The sequence below is a fragment of the Hymenobacter amundsenii genome (assembly GCF_002204745.1).
In the GTDB taxonomy this organism is placed as follows: domain Bacteria; phylum Bacteroidota; class Bacteroidia; order Cytophagales; family Hymenobacteraceae; genus Hymenobacter; species Hymenobacter amundsenii.
On the sequence record NZ_NIRR01000005.1, the window covers coordinates 77998 to 100162 of the forward strand.

Sequence of the window (22165 nt, forward strand, 5' to 3'; positions counted from 1 at the left end):
GGCCGCTCGGGTGGAGTTACCAGTTGGGGTTATGGATGAACCCCAACTCCGCTTCTGGGGCGGTGGCCTTAAGGCGCTGGGGCAACCGGGCACTACCTAAAAACAGATACGCTACACCGCCTGGTTGCTGAGGCACTGAACGTACCTCGATAGGCGTGTAAGGAATGACGAGTTTCGCCCCCAAACTGTGCGCTTTCGTCAGGACATCTTTTACCAGTTGGGAGGTCCGTAGCTCCAGGAAAAAAGCGGGTTTGGCTGTTTGATCAAGCAATGCCTTCTCTTCGTCGGTTTGGATGACGCAGAGCTTATTGCCCCCACCCAGATCGAATACCGCCTTGGGTGGTTTGTCCGGACTAGGTGATTTCCCTAGTGCTAGCTCATACAAGTCAACGGTTTCCTGCCAGTTATCCGACGAAACGAGCACCTGCTGAGTGCAGTCGTCGGTGGCTTCCTGAGCAGGGTCGGGGAAATTGTTGGGCTCACTCATAGCTAGGGGTGATGAGGGTGAAGGATAACAGCATGATGGTAAGGAATATAGGGATTTTTATCTAATAATTAAATATTTTATATGTATAATTATAACGAATAGAAATGATCATGCCTGCTTTTTGGCCGCGACTACTTTGGACTGGGCAAGCCGGGAAACTGACTTTCTCAGGTGAGCAGCTACAATCACTGGAGGCTTGTTATGGCAGCAAGGAGCTGATAGTCAGAGAGGATGTCCATTCGGGTGATGCGTAGAACAAGCAGTAGAGTAAAGGCGCAGTAGAACGTACAGTGGAGTTTTCGCGTAAGAAAATAGCGCCTCCTGCTGCCGTTGCCTTCGGCCCCGCTTCCAATTATGTGTCGGCCACGCCGAACCCGGCGGGCAAATGCGTGTTTACCCATCAGCCACATTTCGGTTTGCTGCCTTCCAGCGGCGGTTCCTTTCACCCCTACGATTTCGTTTATGTCCGATCAATCTACCCCCGCTGGCCCGGCCGGTGGCCAGGGCCAACCCGCCAGTGAAGGGTCGCGCCGTACGTTTATGAAGCAGGCCGGCGGCATCCTGGGCCTGGCTCTGGCTCCCCCCTTTATCAGCCAGGCCGAGCGCCTGACGGCCCTCTCGAAGAAGGTGGAGGGCGTTTCTTCCATCAGCCTAAGGGTAAATGGCACCGCTCGCACCATTCAGGCCGAGCCCCGTGTAACGCTGCTCGACGCCCTGCGCGAGTACCTCGACCTGACGGGCTCGAAAAAGGGCTGCGACCATGGCCAGTGCGGCGCTTGCACCGTGCTCGTGGATGGCCGCCGCGTGAACAGCTGCCTGACCCTGGCCGTGATGACCCAGGGCAAGGAAATTACCACGATTGAGGGCTTGGCTAAAGGCGAGGAGCTGCACCCGATGCAGGCGGCTTTCCTGAAGCACGACGGCTTCCAGTGCGGCTATTGCACCCCCGGCCAGATTATGTCGGGGGTGGCCTGCGTGAAAGAGGGGCACGCCGGTTCGGCCGACGAAGTGCGCGAATGGATGAGCGGCAACATCTGCCGGTGCAGCGCCTACCCTAACATCACGGCCGCCATTTTGGAAGCGAAAGGGAAAATGGGGTAGTGCCCCCAGCAGTAACTGGTTGTGCTGCGCACGGCCGGCATCCAAGTTCCCAAGCTTAAGACTATCAGACCCCATGAATAACTTCTCCTACCTCCAGGCCGAAAAAGCAAAGGAAGCTACCGCGGCCAAGCGCGACGACAAATCGGCGGCCTTCATTGCCGGCGGTACCACGCTGCTTGATCTGATGAAGCTGAACGTGGAAAACCACGACCAGCTCATTGATGTGAACATGCTGCCCTTTCGGGGTATTGAAATGAACAAAAACGGGTTGCGCATCGGAGCCCTGGAGCGCATGAGCGACGTGGGTGAGCACCCGCTGGTGGTGCAGAACTTTCCGGCTGTGTCGCAGTCGCTGCTGCTGGCGGCTTCGGCCCAGTTGCGCAACATGGCCAGCATTGGAGGCAATGTGCTGCAACGCACCCGCTGCGGCTACTTCCGCGACACCGCTTTCCCCTGCAACAAGCGCGAGCCCGGCACCGGCTGCCCCGCCCTGGAGGGCGACCACCGCAATCTGGCCATCCTCGGTACCAGTGAAACCTGCATTGCCACCAGCTACCCCGGCGACCTAGCCGTGGCCCTCACCGCCCTCGACGCCGTGCTGACGCTGGAAAACGCCAAGGGCAAGCAACGCGAGGTGCCCATCACTAAATTCTACCTGCTCCCTGGCACCACGCCCCAGCGCGAAACCGTGCTCGAAGCCGATGAGCTGCTGGTAGCCGTAACCATTCCGCAAACTGAGGCGGCCCGTAAGTCGATGTACCTGAAGGTGCGCGACCGGGCATCGTACGCCTATGCGCTGGTGTCGGCGGCGGTGGGGCTGGAAGTGCAGGGGGGGGTTATCCGCTCGGCCAAAGTAGCACTGGGTGGTGTAGGAACTCAGCCCTGGCGCGCGCCCGAAGCCGAGAAGTTGCTGGTGGGCAAGGCGCCGTCGGAGGCCGTGTTCCGGGCTGCTGCCGAAGCGGCACTGCGCGGAGCCAAGCCCCGGGAGCACAACGCTTTCAAAGTAGAAATGGCGCAGAACACGCTGGTACGGGCCTTAAGTGAGGTAGCTGCCTGAGTAGGATAACAGAGCGTCATGCTGAGCATGTGGCGCATAGAGCCAGCGACGGAGCGAAGTCGAAGCATCTCTACTGCTTCGTTGGGCCGCTGACTAATCGGCAGCGTTACCATTGCGGTAGAGATGCTTCGACTTCGCCTCCGGCTGCGCTCAGCATGACGGACAACCATACAACATCATGGATATGACCAGCAATACTTCCAACCAGAAAGAAAACGCGCCCACCAACGTAGTCGGCAAACCAATGGACCGCGTGGACGGCCCAGCCAAGGTAACCGGCGCAGCCCGCTACTCGGCCGAAATAAGCGTGCCCGGCACGGTGTACGGCGTGCTCAAAACCAGCACCATCGCCAAGGGCCGCATCACCAACATCGACACCTCGCGGGCGGCCAAGGAGCCGGGCATCCTCAACATCTTCACCCACCAAAACCTGCCCAAGCCGGCTAAAACGCCCAAGCAGGTAGAGAAGTGGCGGGCGGCCCAAAGCTACCTGCCCATGCAGGACGACCAGGTGCAGTACGCCGGTCAGCCAGTTGCCCTGGTGGTAGCGGCCACGCTGGAGGCGGCTACCCAGGCGGCGGCGCTTATTAAGGTCACTTACCAGGCCGACGCGCCCATCGACTCCTACCACGACCCCAAGGCGGAGCTATTCGACCCCCAGAAAATTCAGCAGGGCAAGAAGGACAGCCACGTGGTGCGCGGCAACCCTAAGCAGGCCTACGACGGGGCCGCCATCAAGCACGAGGCCACCTACGTGCACGCCATCAACCACCACAGCCCCATGGAGCCCGCCGCCACGCTGGCCGTGTGGGAGGGCACCGATAAGCTGACGGTGTACGAGTCGAGCCAGAACGTGACCATGCACCAGGGTGCGCTGGCCGACCTGCTGGGCATGCCCCGGGAGCAGATCCGGGTAGTGACCAAGTACATCGGGGGTGGTTTCGGCTGCAAGGGCTCGTTCTGGCCCCACACCATTCTCACGGTGCTGGCCGCCAAGGCCGTGAACCGGCCGGTGAAGCTGGCTCTCACCCGCCAGCAGATGTTTACCGGCGTCGGCCACCGCGAAGACCAGGAGCAGACCCTTCAGCTAGGTGCTACGACCGATGGTAAACTGGTGTCGATAGTACACTCGAAGAAGGCCACTACCTCGCCCTGGGACAACTACACCGAGTCGAACGGCAAGATCATGGACATGCTCTATGCCTGCCCCAACTATTCGACTACCTACGAGTTGGCCCGGGCCAACGTGATGACCTCGGTGTGGATGCGCGCACCCGGTGAGGCCCCCGGCTCGTTTGCGCTGGAGTCGTCGATGGACGATCTGGCCAACCAGCTCAACATCGACCCGCTCGAAATCCGCCTCCGCAATTACGCCGACCACGATTACAGCAACGACAAGCCTTGGAGCAGCAAGAGCCTGAAGCAGTGCTATACCCGCGGCGCCGAGCTGTTCGGCTGGGACAAGCGCAACGCCAAGCCCGGCCAGAACCGTAAGGGCCGCATGCTGGTGGGCCACGGCATGGCTTCGGCCACCTACCCCGTGCACAGCTCCCAGGGCACGGCTCGGGTCCGCCTGTTTGCGGATGGCCACGCCGTAGTAGAGGCCGGCGCCACCGACCTGGGCACCGGCACCTACACCGTTATGACCCAGGTTTCGGCTGATGCGCTCGGGTTGCCGCCCGAGAAAATCCGCTTTGAATTAGGCGACACCCGCCTGCCCACGGCCCCCGGCTCGGGCGGCTCGGTGGCGGCCGGCACCGTGGCCTCGTCCATCATGGCCGCCGCCGAAGACGTGTGGGATAAAGTGGTGAAGATGGCGGTGGCCGATAAGAAGTCGCCCCTCTACAAGGCCAAACCCACCGACGTGAAAGTGGAGCTGGGCCGCATGTTCCTCGCCAAAGACCCCAAGAAGGGCGAAACGCTGCTGGCCGCCCTCGGCCGCAACGGCCAGCCCGATATTGAGGGCAGCGGCACCGGTAAATACGGCGCGGGCTATGAGGAAAAGAACTTCGGCCAGAACGGGGCCGACCCCAACAACGATAACAAGGAGAAGAAAACCGGTGGCCACTCCATGCACTCGTTCGGGGCGCACTTCTGCGAGGTGGAAGTGGATCCCGACCTAGGCACGGTGCGCATCACCCGCTGGGTGGGCGTGCACGGCGTGGGCACGGTGCTCAACCTGAAAACTGCCACCAGCCAGATGATGGGCGGGGCCATTTACGGTATCGGCGCGGCCCTGATGGAGGACACCTTCCGCGACCCCAACTACGCCCGCTACACCAACGCCGACCTGGCCGGCTACCACGTGCCCGTCAACGCCGATATCCCCAACATCCAGGTAGAATTCGTGCCCGAAACCGACCCCTACATCAACTATCTGGGCGTAAAAGGCATCGGCGAGCTGGGTATGGTGGGCGTGGCCGCGGCCGTGGGCAACGCCATCTTCAACGCCACCGGCCGCCGTATGCGCAGCCTCCCCATCACGCCCGATAAGGTGCTGGAGGCGTTGCGCCAGCCGGCGTAACAAGAGCAGCTAAACAGGGTTTCCATGAGCAGTTGGAGGCCGCCTTTGCTAACAAACGGAAAGACCGTTGCCAAACTGGCAGCGGTCTTTCCGTTTGTTAGCAGGCTTGCGCAACGAGGAGTTGAGGGCTTGCTGCGTTGCGGCCCGCAGGCATATTACACCCTAAAAAGCCGCTGCGAATTCCTGGGCGAAATCCTCCAGCTTCACCTGACCCATGGCGGGCTTGTGCTGTTCGTAATCCTCGCCCAGCTTCCCACTGCCGATGCTGGCGTAGATGTCCGCAATTTCGGATGCGCGGTCGGGCGGTACGCCGTTTACTACCAGGTTTTCCCGCATCTGCTCATTCGTAAATGCTACCCACCGCAGGTCGGGCTGCCCAACAGCGGCTCCCAAAACCTGCGCTACCTCGTCGGCCGTACGTTCGTCGCTGGCCACGTAGCGGACTGTTTGGTTGGTTGTTAAGTAAGGTTGGGCCAACTCTTCGGCGGCGGCAGTGGCAATGTCCAGGGGATGGACGAAGGCCACCCGAGTAGTGCCGGGGTAGTTAACGCCGATTATACCTTGCGCTTTAATCAGGCCTGCGAAGCTGTTCATGTTGGTGTAGAAGGAGGTCGGCCGCAGGTGCGTGAGGTCCAGGCCGGGCACGGTCTTCAGAATCATTTCCACATCGTGGGTGCCTAGAATGCCGCCGGTGCCCTCTGCCAGATGGGCGCCCCAGCTGCTGAGCTGCACCACCCGCCGCACCCCCGACTGCTTAATAGCCCGGGCATAGTGACGCCCGATGCGCTGGTGGTACGCCCGCGAATCGGGCTCCTGGAAGCTGGGCGGCACCATCAGGTACACTGCATCGGCTCCTTCAAACGTGCGGGCCAGAAATTCGGGGTCATCGACTGAGCCGATGGCGGCGGTGGCTCCCAGGGCCTCAATGGCGGGTCGCCGCTCGGTTTGGCGGCTGATGATAGTAACGGCATGGCCCTGCCGGACCAGCGAAGTAGCCAGGGGCTGGCTGATGTTCCCGAGGGAACCAGTGAGGATAATTTTCATAGCCCAAAGGTCCTGCATGGGCGCTGGCCGCAGAAGGGCCAAACGGCGGGAATAGTGGGCTCAAGTGCGGCAAGTGCTAGGCCCAGCGTTGCCGGTAACCCGCCGGCGACACGCCGGCACTGCGCCGAAAAAACCGGCCAAACGTCGATTGGTCGGCGAAGTGCAGCGTTTCCGCAATCTGGGCAACGGTCAGGGCCGGGTTCTGGAGCAGCACGTGCGCCTCCAGCACCACGGCTTCCGCCAGCCACTCCGCGGCGCGCTTGCCGGTAACTTCCTTCACGGTTTCGGCCAGGTGCTTGGTCGTGATGCAGAGCTTATCGGCATAGAAAGCGAGGCTACGCTCGGTGGCGTAGTGGCTGTTAACCAGCTGCTTGAATTCGGCCGTAATTAGCTGGCTGCGCGTGCGAATGATGTTCGACGGAGTGTGCTGCGCGCTGTAAATAGGGGCCAGTTCGTGGAGCAGAATATGAAGCAGGCTGCGCAAAATTTCCTCCTGGTAGGCGTGGGGCTCGTGGCATTTCTGCTCGATGGCCAGCAGCAGGCCGCTCAGGCGCTTGGCGGCAGCGGGTGGCAACTGCAAAACATGCGTGGCGTCGCGCTCAAAAAAAGCGAAGTTATCGGGGTTGAAGCTGCCGCTGCCCGAAATGAATTCCTTGGTGAAAAAGATGCTCAGCGCGTCCATATCCGCCGCCATAGCGGGCCACTGCTTGATGACGTGGGGCGATAAAACCATCAGCGAACCGGGCTCGACGACGTACGACTCCAGGTTGACGTTGAGGCGGGCGCGACCCTCCCGGCAAAGGCCGATTTTGTAATAGTTGCTCCGATACGGCCGGTCGATGGGCAGGTGGGGCACTGCGGAATCTGGCCCCAGAAAGAAAAAAGCCGCCGGTTTTTCCGCTGGTTCTTGCAGAGCCGCCAACTGGTAGGTGGGAACACGGATTGACATGGCGCAGAAGGACGCAAAGAAAGAAAGAGGAGGCTAAAAGGTAAGTAGGAAAGCTGGAAACAGAATAGAAGCGGCTGGGGGCTGCCGCTTTTCTACTTGGCACGTTGTCGTCGCCAAGGAAACCACGGCGATGAGCTGGTGGTTTATGGAACCCCGCCCCATTGCCAGGCGTACTGCCTTATGCTAATCTCACTCAACTTATGACCGAACTTCAACGCCTGCTGCAAGCCTACGACGAACACCGCGCCGCCGGCCGGGCCTGCGCCCTGGCTTCGGTGGTAGATGTGGCTGGCTCGGCCTACCGCCGCCCCGGCGCCCGGATGCTGGTCACCGACGAAGGCCGCCTGACCGGGGCCATCAGCGGGGGCTGCCTCGAAGGCGACGCCCGCCAGCGTGCGCGCCGCGTAATCCGGCAGGGCCGCCCCACGGTGGTCACCTACGATTCTACTGACCCCGACGACGACCTGCAATTCGGGGCCGCGCTGGGCTGCCAGGGTGTTGTGCAGATTCTGCTCGAACCCCTCGACTTCCAGAATTCCGATAATCCCGTGGAACTGTTGCGCCGCTGGGCCGGGGGCGTGGAAGCGCCCGCCGTCATCGTAACCCTATTCAGCACGGCTGGGCCGGATTCCGGGGTGCGGGTAGGGGAGCGGCTGTTGCTGCTGGCCGACGGCACCGTGGAAAGCACCGTGCCCGCCCACGCCGCTCTGTACGGCCAGCTGCTTGCCGATGCCCGCACCGCGCTGGCGGCCGGTCAGCCCGCCACTCGTCACTACCCGGTGGGTAGCAGCGTGGTGCGGGTGAGCCTGGAAATCCTGCGCCCGCCCGTGCGCCTGACCGTATACGGAGCCGGTAATGATGTGCAGCCGTTGGTCCGCCTGGCTGCCGGCCTTGGCTGGCGGGTGCGGGTGGTGGATGGCCGCCCGGTTCAGGCCGCCGCAAACCGCTTCCCGGAGGCCGACGAAGTGCGGGTGCTGCCATTGGCCCAGATAGAAGGGCAACCACATGATGGCAGCTTCGCGTTGCTGATGACCCACAACTACTACTACGATCTGGCCGTGTTGCGCCACCTGCTGCCCGACTCTAGCACCACGTATATCGGGTTGCTGGGGCCGCGCAAGAAGTATGAACGCCTGCTTGAAGAGCTCACCCAGGACTTCTCCGACGCCGCCCCACGCTTGCAGGGCCGCATCCACAGCCCTATCGGCCTGAACCTGGGAGCCGAAACCCCCGAGGAAATAGCCCTGTCGGTCGTGGCCGAAATCCAGGCAGTCCTCACCGGCCGCCCCGCCGGCTTCCTCCGCGACTCGCCCCACCCCATCCACCCGCCTCTGCGCTCCGATGGTCCTCTGATACCTGAGGGGCGGGTGGATGCCACCTGTGAACTGTAGGTCCCGACCGGACTCACCCCAGGAAAATATTTCGACCCACGGGAAAAAATATCGTTGTTTTTTATCCGGGTTACGGTAGGAAAAGACCGCCAAGGAAAAGTGAACGAGTTGGTAGAACGACTCCGTTAGGAGTGTGTGGTAAGCGTATAGAATACGGTAACGCGCAGATTGCGAGCGGAATGGCTGGGTTGCTTTTGTGGATAAAAAGAAGATAGTTTGACTATTAGTCGACACTGAAACAGCCATCTGTTCCAGCCGGCCTCGTTCTATTTTCCACCACTTTCCTACCCATCCTATGAAAACATTTCTTACCTGTTTGCTGAGCACTTTGCTGCTGAGCTTACTGAGCCTGCCACTGGTCCGGGCCCAATCTTATCAACTGGTGTGGGCCGACGAATTCAACAACGGCATCGGACCCGATTGGCGCTTTGAAACCGGTAACAACAACGGCTGGGGTAACAACGAGCGGCAGTATTACCAGGCCGCCAATGCCCGGGCCGTAAACGGCGAGTTGCAGATTACGGCCCGCCGCGAAAACGTGGGCGGTTTCGCCTACACCTCGGCCCGCATGAAAACCCAGGGCGTACGGGAATTCAAGTACGGCAAGGTGGAGGCCCGCATCAAGATGCCGCAGGGGCAAGGGTTGTGGCCGGCCTTCTGGATGCTGGGCGGCAACATCGGGCAGGTGGGCTGGCCGGCCTGCGGCGAAATCGACGTTATGGAGCACATCAACGCCGAAAACAAGGTATACGGCACCGTGCATTGGGACAATAACGGCCACGCTCAATACAGCGGCAATACCGCTACCTCGCCCCAGAACTACCACGTGTACACCATCGAGTGGGAGCCCAGCTATATCCGTTGGTTCGTAGACGGTATCAAATACCACGAAATCACCATCGCCAACAACGCTGGCGGTACCGAGGAATTCCAGCGGCCATTTTTCCTGCTCCTGAACCTGGCCGTGGGTGGCGACTGGCCTGGCCAGACCATTGACAACAGCCGGTTTCCGGCCACTATGTCCGTCGACTACGTGCGCGTGTACCAGCAAGGTGTCACTCCGGCCTTCAGCCGGCAGCTTGAGGCAGAGGCGGCTAACGTAAACAACGGCATGGTGGTGGAAAACTGCTCGGAAGGCGGCCAGGACATGGGCTACGTGGACGCTGGCGACTACTTGGTCTGGAACAACATCAACTTCCCTACCTCGGGCACCTACAATATTGAGTACCGCATGGCTAGCGGCGCGGGCGGCGGCACTATCTCAGCCGATCTGAATGGTGGTAGCATCCAACTGGGCAGCACCACTGTGGGCGGTACCGGCGGCTGGCAGAATTGGACGACGGTGAGTAAGACCGTGACTATCAACGCCGGGACGTACAACTTCGGCATCTATGCCCAATCCGGCGGCTGGAACCTCAACTGGGTCCGCATCACCCAAGTCGGCAGCAACCGCCCGGCAACCATAACGGCTACCGGTAGCGCGTTGGCCGGGCAGTTCCGGGTTTATCCGAACCCCCGCCCCGAAGGAAGTCCGCTCACCATTGAACTGGCTGATCTCGGCTCCCTGGCGCCAGCCACCGTGCAGCTGCTGGACCTGAGTGGCCGCGAAGTATGGCGGACTACTACCACCCAGGCCCGCGTTAGCGTAGCTGCCGACCTGCGGCTGAGCGCCGGAACATACCTGGTGCAGGTGACGACGACGGCCGGTAAGTCGGTGCAGAAGGTGGTGATACAATAGGTACTCCCGCCGTATTGCCAATGCCCGGCTGGGCGCTGAATTTCCTAGCTGGGATACCGCACGGTATCCCAGCTAGGAAATTCTCAATTTAGCAGCTGCTGGCCCCGGCAGGAAAACTCCGGCCGGGAGGTAGTTATCAGGACCTGTTACCACCCGTTGTCTGCCTTATGCCCGCTGTTATCCTTCTGGCCGCCGGCTCCTCGTCCCGCCTCGGCCGCCCCAAGCAACTGCTGGTTTTCCAGGGCCAAACCCTACTGCGCCGGGCTGCCGAAACGGCCGTGACGGCGGCAGCTGGGGCCGCGGTAATAGTAGTAACCGGGGCGCGGCACGAGGAATTGCTGCCGGAGCTGACGGGCCTGCCGGTGCGGGTGGTGCGGTGTGCCGGGTGGGAGCGGGGCATGGGCGCGTCGCTCAAAACCGGGCTGGCGGCATTGGAATCCGCTGCCGCGCCGGCCGCCGTTATCGTGCTCCTCTGCGACCAGCCCCACGTAACGCCCGCGCTGCTGGGGCAACTGGCCACAACACACGCCGCCACCGGCCAGCCCATCGTGGCCAGTGCCTACGCCGGGGTGTCGGGCGTGCCCGTTCTGTTCGGGGTGCAAGTGCTGCCGTTGCTCCGCCAGCTACCCGATTCTGCCGGGGCTGCCGCGCTGCTCAAGCACCACCCAGAGCTGGTCGCTACGGTGCCGTTTGCGGCCGGCGTGGTGGATGTGGATACGGAGGCCCAGTACGCGGCCCTGGTGGCGGGGCGAGCCCGAGCAAGTAATTAATTGGCGTTTGGGGCAAGCTCATCCTGACCGGCGGGCTTGGCAACAACAAGCGGAAAAACCGTTACTTTTCTGCCTCCTAACTCCATGCCTACCCATGCTTAACCGCTTGCGCCAACTCTGGCAGCATTTGCGCGAATCGCTCTGGTTTGTGCCGTTACTGATGGTGATAGCCGCGCTGGGCAGTGCCTACGCGCTGGTACAGTTCGACCAGACCAGCAGCGCCACCGGAGCGCGGGAGCTGCCGCTGCTCTTCGGCCTCGATGCGACCGGGGCCGGCGGTATGCTCACGGCCATTGCCGGCTCGATGCTGACAGTAGCGGCCCTCACGTTCTCGCTGCTGCTGGCCGCCATTGTCCAGGTTAGCAACCAGTACTCGCCGCGGGCGCTGCGCAACTTCATGCGCGACCAGCTCAACCAAATCGTGATGGGTTACTTCGTGAGCGTATTCACGTACTGCCTAGTGGTGCAGGGTACTATTCGGGGGGCGGGTACCGGGTATTTTGTGCCCACTACGGCTGTACTGGTGGGTTTGCTGCTGGCGCTGGGTGGGGTAGGTACACTCATTTTTTTCATTCACCACGTCGCCGAATCATTGCAGACTGGCACGCTGGTGCACCAGATAATGGCCGAAACTGAGGAAGAAATCGGGCGGCTGTTCCCGTTTGATTTCGGGCAGGAACTGGAGCCCGAATGCCTGGACGCCGCCGAGGCTTTTGCCACTACGGCCACCGGTTGGGTTGCCGTGCCAGCTCCTGCGGCCGGCTACCTGCAGTACCTCGACGCGGCCGGCTTGCTGGCCTGGGCCACCCGCCACCGCACCGTGCTGCGCCTAGAGTGCCACATCGGCGACTTTGTGGGCACCGGTCAGCCGCTGCTGAGCGTGCGCGCCGGCATGGAGCGCGCCGACCCGATCGAAGCCGACTGGCCCACCGACCTGCTGCAGTTTATGGGCTTGGGCCGCCACCGCAACCCTACCCAAGACGTGGCCTTCGGCGTGCAACAGTTGGTCGATATTGCCCTTAAGGCCCTCTCGCCGGCCGTAAACGACACTACTACCGCCAACATGGCCATCGACTACTTGGGTGAGCTATTGGGCCAGCTGGCCCGGCGCGACTTCCCCGGTGTGCTTCGCTCCGACGGCCACCACCTGCGGGTACTGGTGCAGGTTTATTCGTTTGCCGACTACGTACAACTGGCCTTCGATTTGGTGCGGGTTAGCGGGGCCAACAACCCGGCCGTGCTGCGCCGGCTGCTGCGGGCCTTGGCCCTGGCCGCCAGCCAAGTGCGCGACCCCACGCGCTTGCCAGTGTTGCACCAGCAGGCCGAGCTGCTACTCGCCTGCGCCCATCTCCACCTCAGCACCGACTATGAGCGGCTGCAAGTGCAGGCGCTTTACAACGAGTTACGCCCGGTTTGGATGTAGAGACGCATCTTTGCGGCTCGTCGTTGAACGGAATCAGATGAGCAGTACCGCCCGAACGGGGCGGACGATGAGCCGCAAAGATGCGTCTCGTCGTTGGGCGAATGGGCCGCCACAACCGCAACCGTGAAATCCCGTTATCTTGCTCGCAACACTGCTAAATCCCCTGCCTGTATGAGCGACGCTACCGCCGCCATTTCCCCAGCTGAAACCGGTTTCGACAATATCCCCAAAGACGATAAGCGCATCACCCGCGGCTGGACGTTCTACGATTGGGCCAACTCGGTTTATCCCCTCGTTATTACCAGCTCCATCTTTCCCATCTATTGGGGCAGCGTCACGGCCGAGCTAAGTCCGCAAACCGACGTGGTGAGCTTCCTCGGCTTCGAGGTGCCCGGCTCTTCGCTGTTGACCTATTCTATTTCGGCGGCCTTCCTGCTCATTGCCCTGGTCAGTCCGTTTCTGACTTCACTGGCCGACTACTCGGGGCGCAAGAAGCTGTTCATGCAGATCTTCTGCTACATCGGGGCTTTCTCCTGCGCCGCGCTGTTCTTCTTCACGCCCGATACGCTCACGCTCAGCACTTTCGTGTTCATTGCGGCCACCGTTGGCTTCTCGGGTTCCATTGTGTTCTACAATAGCTACCTGCCGCTGATTTCGAGTGAGGAGAAGTTTGATTCGCTCTCGGCCCGGGGGTTCTCGATGGGTTATATCGGCTCGGTGGTGCTGCTCATTATCTGCCTGGTGCTGATTACGTTCAACGAGGAGCTGGGCCTGACCAAGGGCTTTGCCACCCGGATTTCCTTCCTGCTCACCGGCATCTGGTGGGCCGGCTTCGCCCAGATTCCCTTCTTTACCCTGCCCGCCGACCCCGGCCGGGCCGCCAACGCCGCCGTTTCCGACTCGGGCTGGCTGCTCGACGGCTTCCGGGAGCTGGGTAAAGTATTTGCTCAGCTCAAGCACCTGCCCAATCTCAAACGCTTTCTGCTGGCCTACTTCACCTACAACATGGGCGTGCAAACGGTGATGTACGTGGCCACCATTTTCGGCGACAAAGAGCTCCACCTCGAAAGCACCGCCCTCATCGTCACGATTCTGCTGCTCCAAGTGGTGGGTATTCTGGGGGCTTACCTGTTCGCCAAGCTCTCGGAGCGCATCGGCAACACCCGGGCCCTGAGCTGGTCGGTGTTTATCTGGATGTGCATCTGCGTGGCGGGCTACTTCGTGCAGGCCGGCTGGAGCTTCTACGCCCTGGCCGCCGTTATCGGCCTCACGATGGGCGCCATCCAGAGCCTCTCGCGCAGCACGTACTCCAAAATTATGCCCGAGAACACGCCCAACACGGCCGCCTTCTTCAGCTTCTTCGACGTGACGGAAAAGCTTAGCATCGTGATTGGCACAGCCGTGTTCGGCGTCATTGCCCAAGTCACGGGCTCCATGCGCAACAGCATTCTGTCGCTCATCGTGTTCTTCGTGCTGGGCCTGATTTTCCTGCTCACGTTGCGCGGTAAGAAGCTCCGCGACGAGCCGGTTTCGATGGCCGAATCCTTCCCCGGTCCCCCGCCCGCTTCGGTTGCGGCTGCTACGCCTCTTTGAGGAGAATTAAAAACAGCCTTAACTTTCAACCCAGCCAAATGCACACGTCCTCCCTTCAACAGAACATCCTTGCCGAACTCGACCACGAGCTGGCCACCACCCGCAAGCTGCTGGCCCTCGTGCCCTACGAGCAAGCCGAGTATCAGCCCCACCCCAAGAGCATGAAGCTGGGCCAGCTGGCGTCGCACATCGTGAACCTGCTGGCATTTAAGCAGCTCTTCGTGCAACACCCCAACCGCGACTTCCTCGACCCTAACGGCCCCAAGCCCGGCCCTTCGCCCACGAGCAACGCGGAGCTACTGGCCCGTTTCGATGAGTACAGCGCCAGCCTGCGCGCCGCCCTCCAGGAATCCGACGACGAGAAGCTTACGGACAGCTTCCGCCTCCACCGCGGCGAGCAGACGCTGCTGGAAATGCCCAAAGCCACCGCCATCCGCATCATGGGCCTCAACCACAGCATCCACCACCGGGGCCAGCTCAGCGTCTACCTGCGCCTGCTCGACATCCCGATTCCCGCCATGTACGGCCCCTCGGCAGACGATAAAATCTGGGGGTAGAGGGAGGTAAAATCGAAAGCCCGTCATCCTGACGGAGGAAGGATCTTATCACGTTGAAGCGAGTATTCTCACGTGATAAGATCCTTTCTCCGTCAGGATGACGGGCTTTCGATTTTACTTTACTGTAAACACCCGCTCCCCTGCAATCCAGGTTTGTTGCACTTTGGCGGTGCGGAGCTGCTCGTTGGGCGCTTTAAGCAAATCGGTTTTCAGCACCACGAAGTCGGCAGCCATACCGGGCTTGATGCTGCCTTTCTGCTTTTCCTCGAAGGCGGCGTGGGCGGCCCAGGTGGTCATGCCGCGCAGGGCCTGCTCGCGGGTAAGGGCGTTTTCCATCTGGAAGCCGCCAGCCGGATAGTTCTTCGCGTCCTGCCGGGCCACGGCCGAGTGGAAGCCGAACAGCGGGTTGATGTCCTCGACCGGAAAGTCGGAGCCCAGGGCCAACTGGCCGTACTGCTTCAGCAGCTCGGCGTAAGCGTAAGCCGTTTTCAGGCGCTCGGGGCCCAACCGCTCACCGGCCCAGTACATGTCGGAGGTGGCGTGGGTGGGCTGCACAGAGGGCACGATACCAAACTGCCCGAACTTGCCCATATCGGCCGGCGTGATGACCTGGGCGTGCTCGATGCGCCAGCGCCGGTCCAACTGGCCCTTGAGCGCCTCGCCGTAGATGTTGAGGATGAGTCGGTTGGCCGAGTCGCCGATGGCGTGGGTGTTCATCTGGAACTTGTTGGCCGCCAGCAGCTTCGCCAGGGCCCGGAATTCCTTTTCAGTGGAGAGCAGGAAGCCGGTTTCCTTGGGCTTGTCGTGGTAGGGCTCCACCAAACAGGCACCCCGGGAACCCAGGGCACCGTCGGCGTACACCTTGAACGAGTTGACGGTGAGCCTATCTTTGAAAATCGGGCCGTTCTGGAGGTAGAAATCCTTGTTCTCTTTGGTGGGGGCCAGCATGGCGTAGAGGCGCACCTTGAGCTTGCCGGCGGTCTGGAGTTGGTCGAGGCGGTCGACCTGGGCCTTTTCCAGACCGGCATCGGCCATGCTGGTAAGGCCCACGGCCAGGCACTGCTGCTGGGCCTGGAGTAGCAGGGTTTCAGCTTCGGCGGCGGTGGGCTCCGGAATCTTGCCCGACACCAGATCCACGGCGTTATCGACCAGCAAACCCGTCAGCTTGCCCTGGGCGTCGCGGGTAATAGTGCCCCCGCTGATGGGCGTGCGGGCCGTTACGCCGGCCAGGTCCAGGGCCTTTTGGTTGACGAGGGCGGCGTGCCCATCGACCCGGATGATGAAGACCGGCGTGTTGGGGAACAGCGCGTCGAGGGTGTCCTTGGTCGGGAATTCCTTGCGGGTCCAGTCGTTCTGGTCCCAGCCCCGGCCCGTGAGCCAGGCCGCCTGTGGGTACTGCTGCCGTTGCTTTTGCAGCTGCTGCACCACCTCGCCCCAGGAGTTGGTGCCCACCAGATCGGCGTCGCGCAGGCCCAGGCCATAGCGGTAGAAGTGGCAGTGTGCGTCGTAGAAACCGGGGTAAATGAACTGACCCTGGGCATCCACTTCCTGCTTCGCCGCGAACTTGCCGCGCAACTCTTCGGCCGTGCCCACGCCCACGAACTTGCCATCCTGCACGGCAAACGCCTGGGCCTGGCTAAAGGCCGAATCGACGGTGTAAACGGTGGCGTTGTACACGAGCAGGTCGGCGGGCTGGCGGTTGCCGGTGGAGTTCGACTGGCAGGCGCTGAAGCCGGCCGCGAGCAGGGGCAGAGCCAGTAAAGAGCGGAAACGTGGGAGCATAGAAGCGGGAGTAGGTTTGGAAACGGGAAGGTCGGGGAAAAGCCGGATTTGTTGCGCGAAGTGGCGCGGAAGCTAAAAAACTAGCTCCCCTCCTTGGAAAGGAGGGGTTGGGGGTGGTTGACGACGCTCGAACGATTAGTAGAAACTAATTCTAAAAACCGTTCTTCCATCATCAACCACCCCCAACCCCTCCTCATCCGAGGAGGGGAGCTAGTTTCTGGCTCTAAAAGGCCGGGCTAGTCGAAGCGCATGTGCTTCACCGACTCGCCGGAGTTCTTGAGTTCCAGCAGCGACTCGATACCGATTTTCAGGTGGTTTTTCACGTAGTCGGCCGTTACCTTCTTGTCGCTTTCCGATGTTTTCACGCCCTCGGGCGTCATTGGGTTGTCGCTCACCAGCAGCAGGGCGCCGTGAGGGATGCCGTTGACGAAGCCCACGGTGAAGATGGTGGCCGTTTCCATGTCCACGGCCATGGCCCGGATCTGGCGCAGATACTCTTTAAATGCTTCGTCGTGCTCCCACACGCGGCGGTTGGTGGTGTACACCGTGCCGGTCCAGTAGTCCAGCTCGAACTTCTTAATGATGCTACTCACGGCGCGCTGCAAACGGAAGGAGGGCAGGGCCGGAATTTCGGCCGGCAGGTAGTCGTCCGACGTACCCTCGCCCCGGATGGCGGCGATGGGCAGGATCAGGTCGCCGAGCTTGGTATTGGTTTTCAGGCCGCCGCACTTGCCCAGGAACAGGGCCGCCTTGGGCTCAATGGCCGAAAGCAGGTCCATGACGGTGGCCGCCATCGGGGAGCCCATGCCAAAGTTGATGATGGTGATGCCGCCGGCCGTCGCCGTCTGCATGGGCTTATCGAGACCGCGCACTTCGGTGCCGAACTGCTCAGCAAACATGGTTACATAATTCGCGAAGTTGGTGAGCAGAATATACTGTCCGAACTCCTCTAATTCGACCCCGGTATAGCGCGGGAGCCAGTTCTTTACAATGTCAGCTTTGGTTTTCATATGGGAGGGGTTAAGGTTGCGAAAGATACGGTTACACCGCTACCGGCAGCTACCCGGGCAGGGCGGCGGCCGGCTCGGTCAGCCGGGAAGGGGAGGTACAAAAAAGCCGTCGAGGCCCGGAACGGGGGAACGACGGCACGGAATGAAAAGCGGGACTTGAGGCCCCAGGGCCGTACCTTTGGAGGTGATGCAAGAGTTGAACCTGCCGCCTTTCGAAGCCAAAGTTACACAAAGCGGCGAAAATTTGCTAATCTGGGATGTGCTGCGCCGCCGCCACGTGGTGCTCACGCCCGAGGAATGGGTGCGCCAGCACGTGGTGCACTACCTCATCAACCACCGCGGCTACCCCAAAGGCCTGCTGAGCCTGGAGCGCAGCCACCAGTACAACAAACGCCAGAAACGCACCGACTTGCTGGCCCTCGACGCCACCGGCCAGCCCCTGCTACTGGTGGAGTGCAAACGCCCCACGGTGCCCATCACGGCCGCCGTCGCCCACCAGATTGCCACCTACAACCTCACCATCGGGGCGCCGCTGCTGCTGCTCAGCAACGGCCTGCAACACTACTGCTGGCGCGTAGACGCCGAGAAGCGCACGAACGAGCTGTTGGGGGAGGTGCCGATGTACGGGACCCCTCCCCAACCCCTCCCCAAAAGGGAGGGGCTTTAGTTCTGGCGTTTGACTTTCTGAAAAACTAGGATTTAAAGCCCCTCCCTTTTGGGGAGGGGTTGGGGAGGGGTGCTAAAACTGCGCCTGCAACGTTACATAGAACCCGCGTGCATCAGCGGGGATGATGCCGGGGCCGGGGTAGGCGGTGGCGCGGCGGGTGAAGTAGCGGTTGTCGGTGAGGTTGTTGAGGCCGGCTTCGAGCTTGAGGAACTTGTACTCGTAGCTGCCCGAGAGGTCCATAATCCAGTAGGCCGGAATTTCGCCGAACACGGCTGTGGATTCGCGCAGGGTGTTGGTGGCATCGGTGAACTGGCGGCTGGTGTAGGCGTACTGGTAGGCCAGCTTGAGCGGGCCGCGGCGCAGGGTGAGACCCGCTTTGGCGATGAGCGCGGGGGCCAACTCCACCTTTTTGTCCCGGAACACTTCTTTATCGATGTTGTAGCGGGCATCAACCAGTGTGAGGTTGGAGAACACGCTCAGGCCGGTGCGGGCGTTTTCGCCCTGGAGCAGCCGCAGAATGTCGGCTTCCACGAACGTTTCGAGGCCCAGGTTGCGCGAGCGGCCGATGTTGGTGCGCAGCAGGTAGTTTTGGGAGCGCAACGTGTCCTTTTCAGGGCTCAGGCCGATGCGGTTGTTGTAAGCCAGGTAAAACAGGCTGGCATCGTAGGTGAACACCCCCGGCCGGCCGCCGCGCAACCCCAAATCGGCGCTGTAGCCCCGCTCGTCGCGTAGGTTCTGGTCGACGCGAATGCCAGGGTTCACGACGCGCATATCGTTGAAGTTGATGGCCCGGTAGTTCTGCGAGAAGTTGGCGTACACCTCCACCTGCTCGGTAGGCTTGAAACTGGCCCCGATGCCGCCTAGCAACAGGCCGCGGGTAGTCTGGCGCTGCTCGGCGAAATTCTCTTCCGAAAGGAAATTGTTGGCCTGGTCGTACTCTTTCTTGATAAACGTGCCGCGGGCGCGGGTTTGAATCCACTCATAGCGCAGGCCGGGCGTGAGGCTGAGGCGGGGCGTGAGGTTGAAGATGTTCTCCACGAATACGGCAGCGTTGCGGCTCGGGTACTTGTAGCCGGCCTGGACGATGGATATGTTCTCCTCGGGCGGATACGTATAAAACGTAAAATCGGCGTCGGCGGCGCGGGAGCCGGGGCCCTGGCGCTGGTCGGTGAAGCCGTGGTAATAGCGCCCGCCCACCAGCAGCGTCGAAAACGAGCCGGCCAGGGCGTAGCGGTGGAGCAGGCGTAGCTCGGAGCCCACGTTGCGGAACTCGTCGCGGATAAGCAGGCGGGCCGTGCTCAGGTCGTCGGCCCGATCAATGCGACTCAGGTTGCCCAAGGCGGTGCGGTCGGCCAGCAGCCCGAAGGTGCGCCAGTTGAGGCGGGTAGCGTCGGAGAAGCGGTAGTCGGCGGTGGCGGCCAGCAGGTTCCAATTCACCCGAAACCAGTTGCGGGTGCGTTTGCTCTGACGGGCGTCCTGGGCAAACTCGGCGTCGGTGAGGCCGCCGGGCTGCTGGGCCAGGTAGTACATGCGGGTGTAGTCGAGGCCGATTGTGAGCTTTTCGGTGGCCGCGTGCTGCACGCTGGCATAGGCCGTGTGCACATCGAAGCCCGAGTTGGGCCGCCACCCGTCGCCGCGCTTGTACTGGTAGTAGGCGTAATAGTTGGTGCGCCCGAGCTGGCCGCCCACGCTGTTGAAGGAGTTGAAAAATCCGAACGAGCCGCCCGTCTGCCGGGTCGTGAACTGCACCTTCTTATCCGTAGGGCCCCGGCGCAGCACGAAGTTGAGCATGCCGCCGAACTGGGTGCCGTATTGCAGCGAGGCCGCCCCGCGCACCACCTCAATGCGGTCCAGGGCCTCGGTGGGGGGCGTGTAATAGCTTTCGGGGTAGCCCAGTGCGTCGGCCGAAATGTCGTAGCCGTTCTGGCGGGTATTGAAGTTGGCCGTGCGGTTGGGGCTCAGCCCGCGCCCGCCAATTCCGAGCTGGATGCCCGCCCCGTCGCTTTCCCAGATGTTGAGGCCGGCCACCTTGGCAAACACCTGGCGGGCGTTGTTGGTGGCCAGGTTGGCCGTCACGTTCTTGAGCTCGATTACCTCCGTTTTCTTGGCCTCATAAATAGCCGTGCCTTCCACCGAATTCAGCCGCCGAATCCCGAAGCCCTGTTCGCGCTGGCCCTCCACGTTCACCTCGCTCAGCTTCACATCAGCCAAAGGCGCCAAGGCAAAATCCAGCGTGGCATCGGCCGCTACTTCCATGGGTTTGGTGAGGGAAGTGAACTGCTCGGCGAAGGCCGTGAGGGCGTACGTGCCCGCCGTCAGCCCCTGAAGCCGGTAGCGCCCCTCGGCATCGGTGCGGGTAAGCTGGCCCGAACCGGCCACCAGCACCTCCGCCCGGGCCACCGGCTGCCCCGTGCGGGCATTGGTTACCCGCCCGCTCAGCGTCAGGTTCTGGCTGAACCCAGGGAAGGTGAGCAAGAGTAGCAGGAGCAGGGTGAGTAAGCGGGGCATTGAGGGTGTGAGGTGAGTTGGGTTGAAATAGGGTGTCATGCTGAGCAAAGGCGCAGCCGGAGTCGAAGCATCTCTACCGCTTCGTTCAGGCGAAGCGCCTCACCCTCCGGCCCCCTCTCCGAAAAGGAGAGGGGGAGCCAGACGAGTTAAGTTGGGTAGATGAGTGAGCGGTAGAGATGCTTCCGCTTCCTCATTCCCCAATTGGCAAAATCCAGGACTTGGCCCCGAACCCTTCCTGCTGTTGGGTCAGGTCGAGTTTGGGGTTGATGAGCAGGCGGGAGCTGCGGCCGTTGAGCGTGACGTAGGCTTCGGCCCGCACCTGGGGGTTGGGGATGCCGCGGCGGCGGTAGTCGTCGCGCAGCAAGTGGGCGAATTGCAGGAGCATATCGGGCTGGGTGGCTACCTGCTTTTCCTGCGTTACGGTGAGGTAGTCGCGGTTGCGGATTTCGGTTTCGTGGCCCGTGCGCGGGTCGAGCACGTAGAAAAAGGCCGTGCCGCTTTTCTCCATCAGCATCACCCGCCACGAGAAGCGGTAGCCCTGCTCGGTCCAGAATAGCGAACCCGGATACAGCACGAACCGCCACGGCACCAGCACCTGCACCAGCAACCATACCCCCAGCGCGCCCACCAGCCAGGGCGAGGCGGCCACCGGAACCCGGGCCGCCGTAACGACCCGTTGCACTGCCGGCCGGCCCAGCAGGCGGCGAGCGGCGGCCAGCACTTGCTCATGGAATGACGCCGGGAAAAACAGCAGCGTGCTCACCAGCATGATGTAGGGGAACATGCCAATCTGAAAGAGCACCGCCGTGAGCACATGAAACACCACCACCGTGGCGTAGGCCCAGCTGCGGGTGCGTCGGGCGCTCAGGAAAAACGGAATCGTGAGGTCGTAGAAAGCTCCGAACCAGCTGAACGCGTAAGCCACCCAGAGCTGGTCGAACAGCCAGCCGATGAGTGGCAAATCGGTGTGGGCAGGCAGCCACAGGCGCAGGGGCATGGCCTCAAAAAGCCAGTCGGGGTTGAGCTTGGCCACGCCGGCGAAAAAGTACACCATGCCCAGCTGGGTGCGCAGCAGCAGCCCGGCCCACTGTGGTACCGTAGCCCGCCAGCGCCCCGGCTGCCAGCGCGCATCGAGCGAAAACTGAGCATTAGCCGGCACCCAGATCAGTAAAAAAGCCACCACCGACACGAAGTAGTAGTGGTTGAGGTAATTGCTCTTGTCCAGCAGCTCGACGTAGGTAAACGTCAAAAAAAACAGCACCGCCGACCAACGGTACCAGGCCCCCAGCAGGATGCCCAGGGCCCCGAGCGCCATCAGCCCGAACACCACATGCATGCCCACCGCGCCGGCCGGCTGCACCCACTCGAACCCGTAGTAGGGAAAGAACACCTTGGGCGCTACGTACAGCTCGGTAATCCAGCCCTTGGCCGCAAACCGCGCAATACTGGCCAGCATCATGCCCCCAAACAGCACCCGAAACACCACCAGCGGGGCCGCCGAAACCGGCCGCATCAACCAGGAAGTGGGGGAGGTAAAGGTGGGCATTGGGGTAAATGCGGACTT

At 61.8% G+C, this 22165-nt stretch carries 17 protein-coding genes; 10 read left to right on the forward strand and 7 right to left on the reverse strand.

Annotation, left to right across the window (positions count from 1 at the left end; translation table 11 throughout):
• Positions 1 to 16: 16 nt before the first annotated feature.
• Complete coding sequence (locus CDA63_RS05295) at positions 17 to 487, reverse strand: hypothetical protein (protein ID WP_088463408.1); 471 nt, start codon at positions 485 to 487, stop codon at positions 17 to 19.
• A gap of 462 nt (positions 488 to 949) precedes the next feature.
• Between CDA63_RS05295 and CDA63_RS05300 the strand changes: the two genes are divergently transcribed.
• The 3 genes from CDA63_RS05300 to CDA63_RS05310 all read left to right on the forward strand — a co-directional run bounded on the left by CDA63_RS05300 (position 950) and on the right by CDA63_RS05310 (position 5169).
• Positions 950 to 1588: a (2Fe-2S)-binding protein gene (locus CDA63_RS05300; protein ID WP_088463409.1), complete on the forward strand. Its 639-nt coding sequence runs from the start codon at positions 950 to 952 to the stop codon at positions 1586 to 1588.
• Between the two features lie 73 nt (positions 1589 to 1661).
• Entirely contained in the window at positions 1662 to 2645 is a 984-nt protein-coding gene (locus CDA63_RS05305; RefSeq protein ID WP_088463410.1) for an FAD binding domain-containing protein, read from the forward strand.
• 184 nt (positions 2646 to 2829) lie between these two features.
• Complete coding sequence (locus tag CDA63_RS05310) at positions 2830 to 5169, forward strand: xanthine dehydrogenase family protein molybdopterin-binding subunit (protein ID WP_242434554.1); 2340 nt, start codon at positions 2830 to 2832, stop codon at positions 5167 to 5169.
• 162 nt (positions 5170 to 5331) lie between these two features.
• On the opposite strand, the gene CDA63_RS05315 is transcribed toward CDA63_RS05310, so the two are convergent.
• Positions 5332 to 6213: an NAD(P)H-binding protein gene (locus CDA63_RS05315; protein ID WP_088463412.1), complete on the reverse strand. Its 882-nt coding sequence runs from the start codon at positions 6211 to 6213 to the stop codon at positions 5332 to 5334.
• A gap of 76 nt (positions 6214 to 6289) precedes the next feature.
• On the reverse strand, positions 6290 to 7162 hold the full coding sequence (locus CDA63_RS05320) for an AraC family transcriptional regulator (RefSeq protein ID WP_088463413.1): 873 nt from the start codon (positions 7160 to 7162) through the stop codon (positions 6290 to 6292).
• A gap of 200 nt (positions 7163 to 7362) precedes the next feature.
• On the opposite strand from CDA63_RS05320, the gene CDA63_RS05325 reads away from it, so the two are divergent.
• The 6 genes from CDA63_RS05325 (at position 7363) to CDA63_RS05350 (ending at position 14634) form a co-directional block, all read left to right on the forward strand.
• Positions 7363 to 8553, forward strand: coding sequence for an XdhC family protein (locus CDA63_RS05325; protein WP_088463414.1), 1191 nt, complete (start codon positions 7363 to 7365; stop codon positions 8551 to 8553).
• Between the two features lie 295 nt (positions 8554 to 8848).
• Positions 8849 to 10291, forward strand: coding sequence for a family 16 glycosylhydrolase (locus tag CDA63_RS05330; RefSeq protein ID WP_088463415.1), 1443 nt, complete (start codon positions 8849 to 8851; stop codon positions 10289 to 10291).
• A 167-nt stretch (positions 10292 to 10458) separates the two neighbouring features.
• The gene (locus CDA63_RS05335; RefSeq protein ID WP_088463416.1) at positions 10459 to 11061 is read left to right on the forward strand and encodes a nucleotidyltransferase family protein; all 603 of its coding nucleotides are present in this window, start codon (positions 10459 to 10461) and stop codon (positions 11059 to 11061) included.
• Between the two features lie 94 nt (positions 11062 to 11155).
• Complete coding sequence (locus CDA63_RS05340) at positions 11156 to 12484, forward strand: DUF2254 domain-containing protein (RefSeq protein ID WP_088463417.1); 1329 nt, start codon at positions 11156 to 11158, stop codon at positions 12482 to 12484.
• A gap of 171 nt (positions 12485 to 12655) precedes the next feature.
• On the forward strand, positions 12656 to 14077 hold the full coding sequence (locus CDA63_RS05345) for an MFS transporter (protein ID WP_088463418.1): 1422 nt from the start codon (positions 12656 to 12658) through the stop codon (positions 14075 to 14077).
• A gap of 38 nt (positions 14078 to 14115) precedes the next feature.
• Complete coding sequence (locus CDA63_RS05350; protein WP_088463419.1) at positions 14116 to 14634, forward strand: DinB family protein; 519 nt, start codon at positions 14116 to 14118, stop codon at positions 14632 to 14634.
• Positions 14635 to 14748: 114 nt separating this feature from the next.
• Here the strand turns inward: CDA63_RS05350 and CDA63_RS05355 are convergent, their stop codons facing one another.
• Both CDA63_RS05355 and CDA63_RS05360 read right to left on the reverse strand, forming a co-directional pair.
• Positions 14749 to 16416 carry an amidohydrolase gene (locus CDA63_RS05355; RefSeq protein WP_088463420.1) on the reverse strand — a complete coding sequence of 556 codons (1668 nt, stop codon included), beginning with the start codon at positions 16414 to 16416 and terminating at the stop codon, positions 14749 to 14751.
• A 236-nt stretch (positions 16417 to 16652) separates the two neighbouring features.
• On the reverse strand, positions 16653 to 17426 hold the full coding sequence (locus CDA63_RS05360; RefSeq protein ID WP_088463421.1) for an AMP nucleosidase: 774 nt from the start codon (positions 17424 to 17426) through the stop codon (positions 16653 to 16655).
• A 187-nt stretch (positions 17427 to 17613) separates the two neighbouring features.
• Here CDA63_RS05360 and CDA63_RS05365 point away from each other — a divergent pair, with 187 nt between their 5' ends.
• Positions 17614 to 18093, forward strand: a complete 480-nt coding sequence (locus CDA63_RS05365; protein ID WP_088463422.1) for a type I restriction enzyme HsdR N-terminal domain-containing protein — start codon at positions 17614 to 17616, stop codon at positions 18091 to 18093.
• Positions 18094 to 18165: 72 nt separating this feature from the next.
• Here the strand turns inward: CDA63_RS05365 and CDA63_RS05370 are convergent, their stop codons facing one another.
• Entirely contained in the window at positions 18166 to 20601 is a 2436-nt protein-coding gene (locus CDA63_RS05370; RefSeq protein ID WP_088463423.1) for a TonB-dependent receptor, read from the reverse strand.
• Between the two features lie 190 nt (positions 20602 to 20791).
• Entirely contained in the window at positions 20792 to 22147 is a 1356-nt protein-coding gene (locus tag CDA63_RS05375; RefSeq protein ID WP_088463424.1) for an HTTM domain-containing protein, read from the reverse strand.
• Positions 22148 to 22165: the final 18 nt, after the last annotated feature.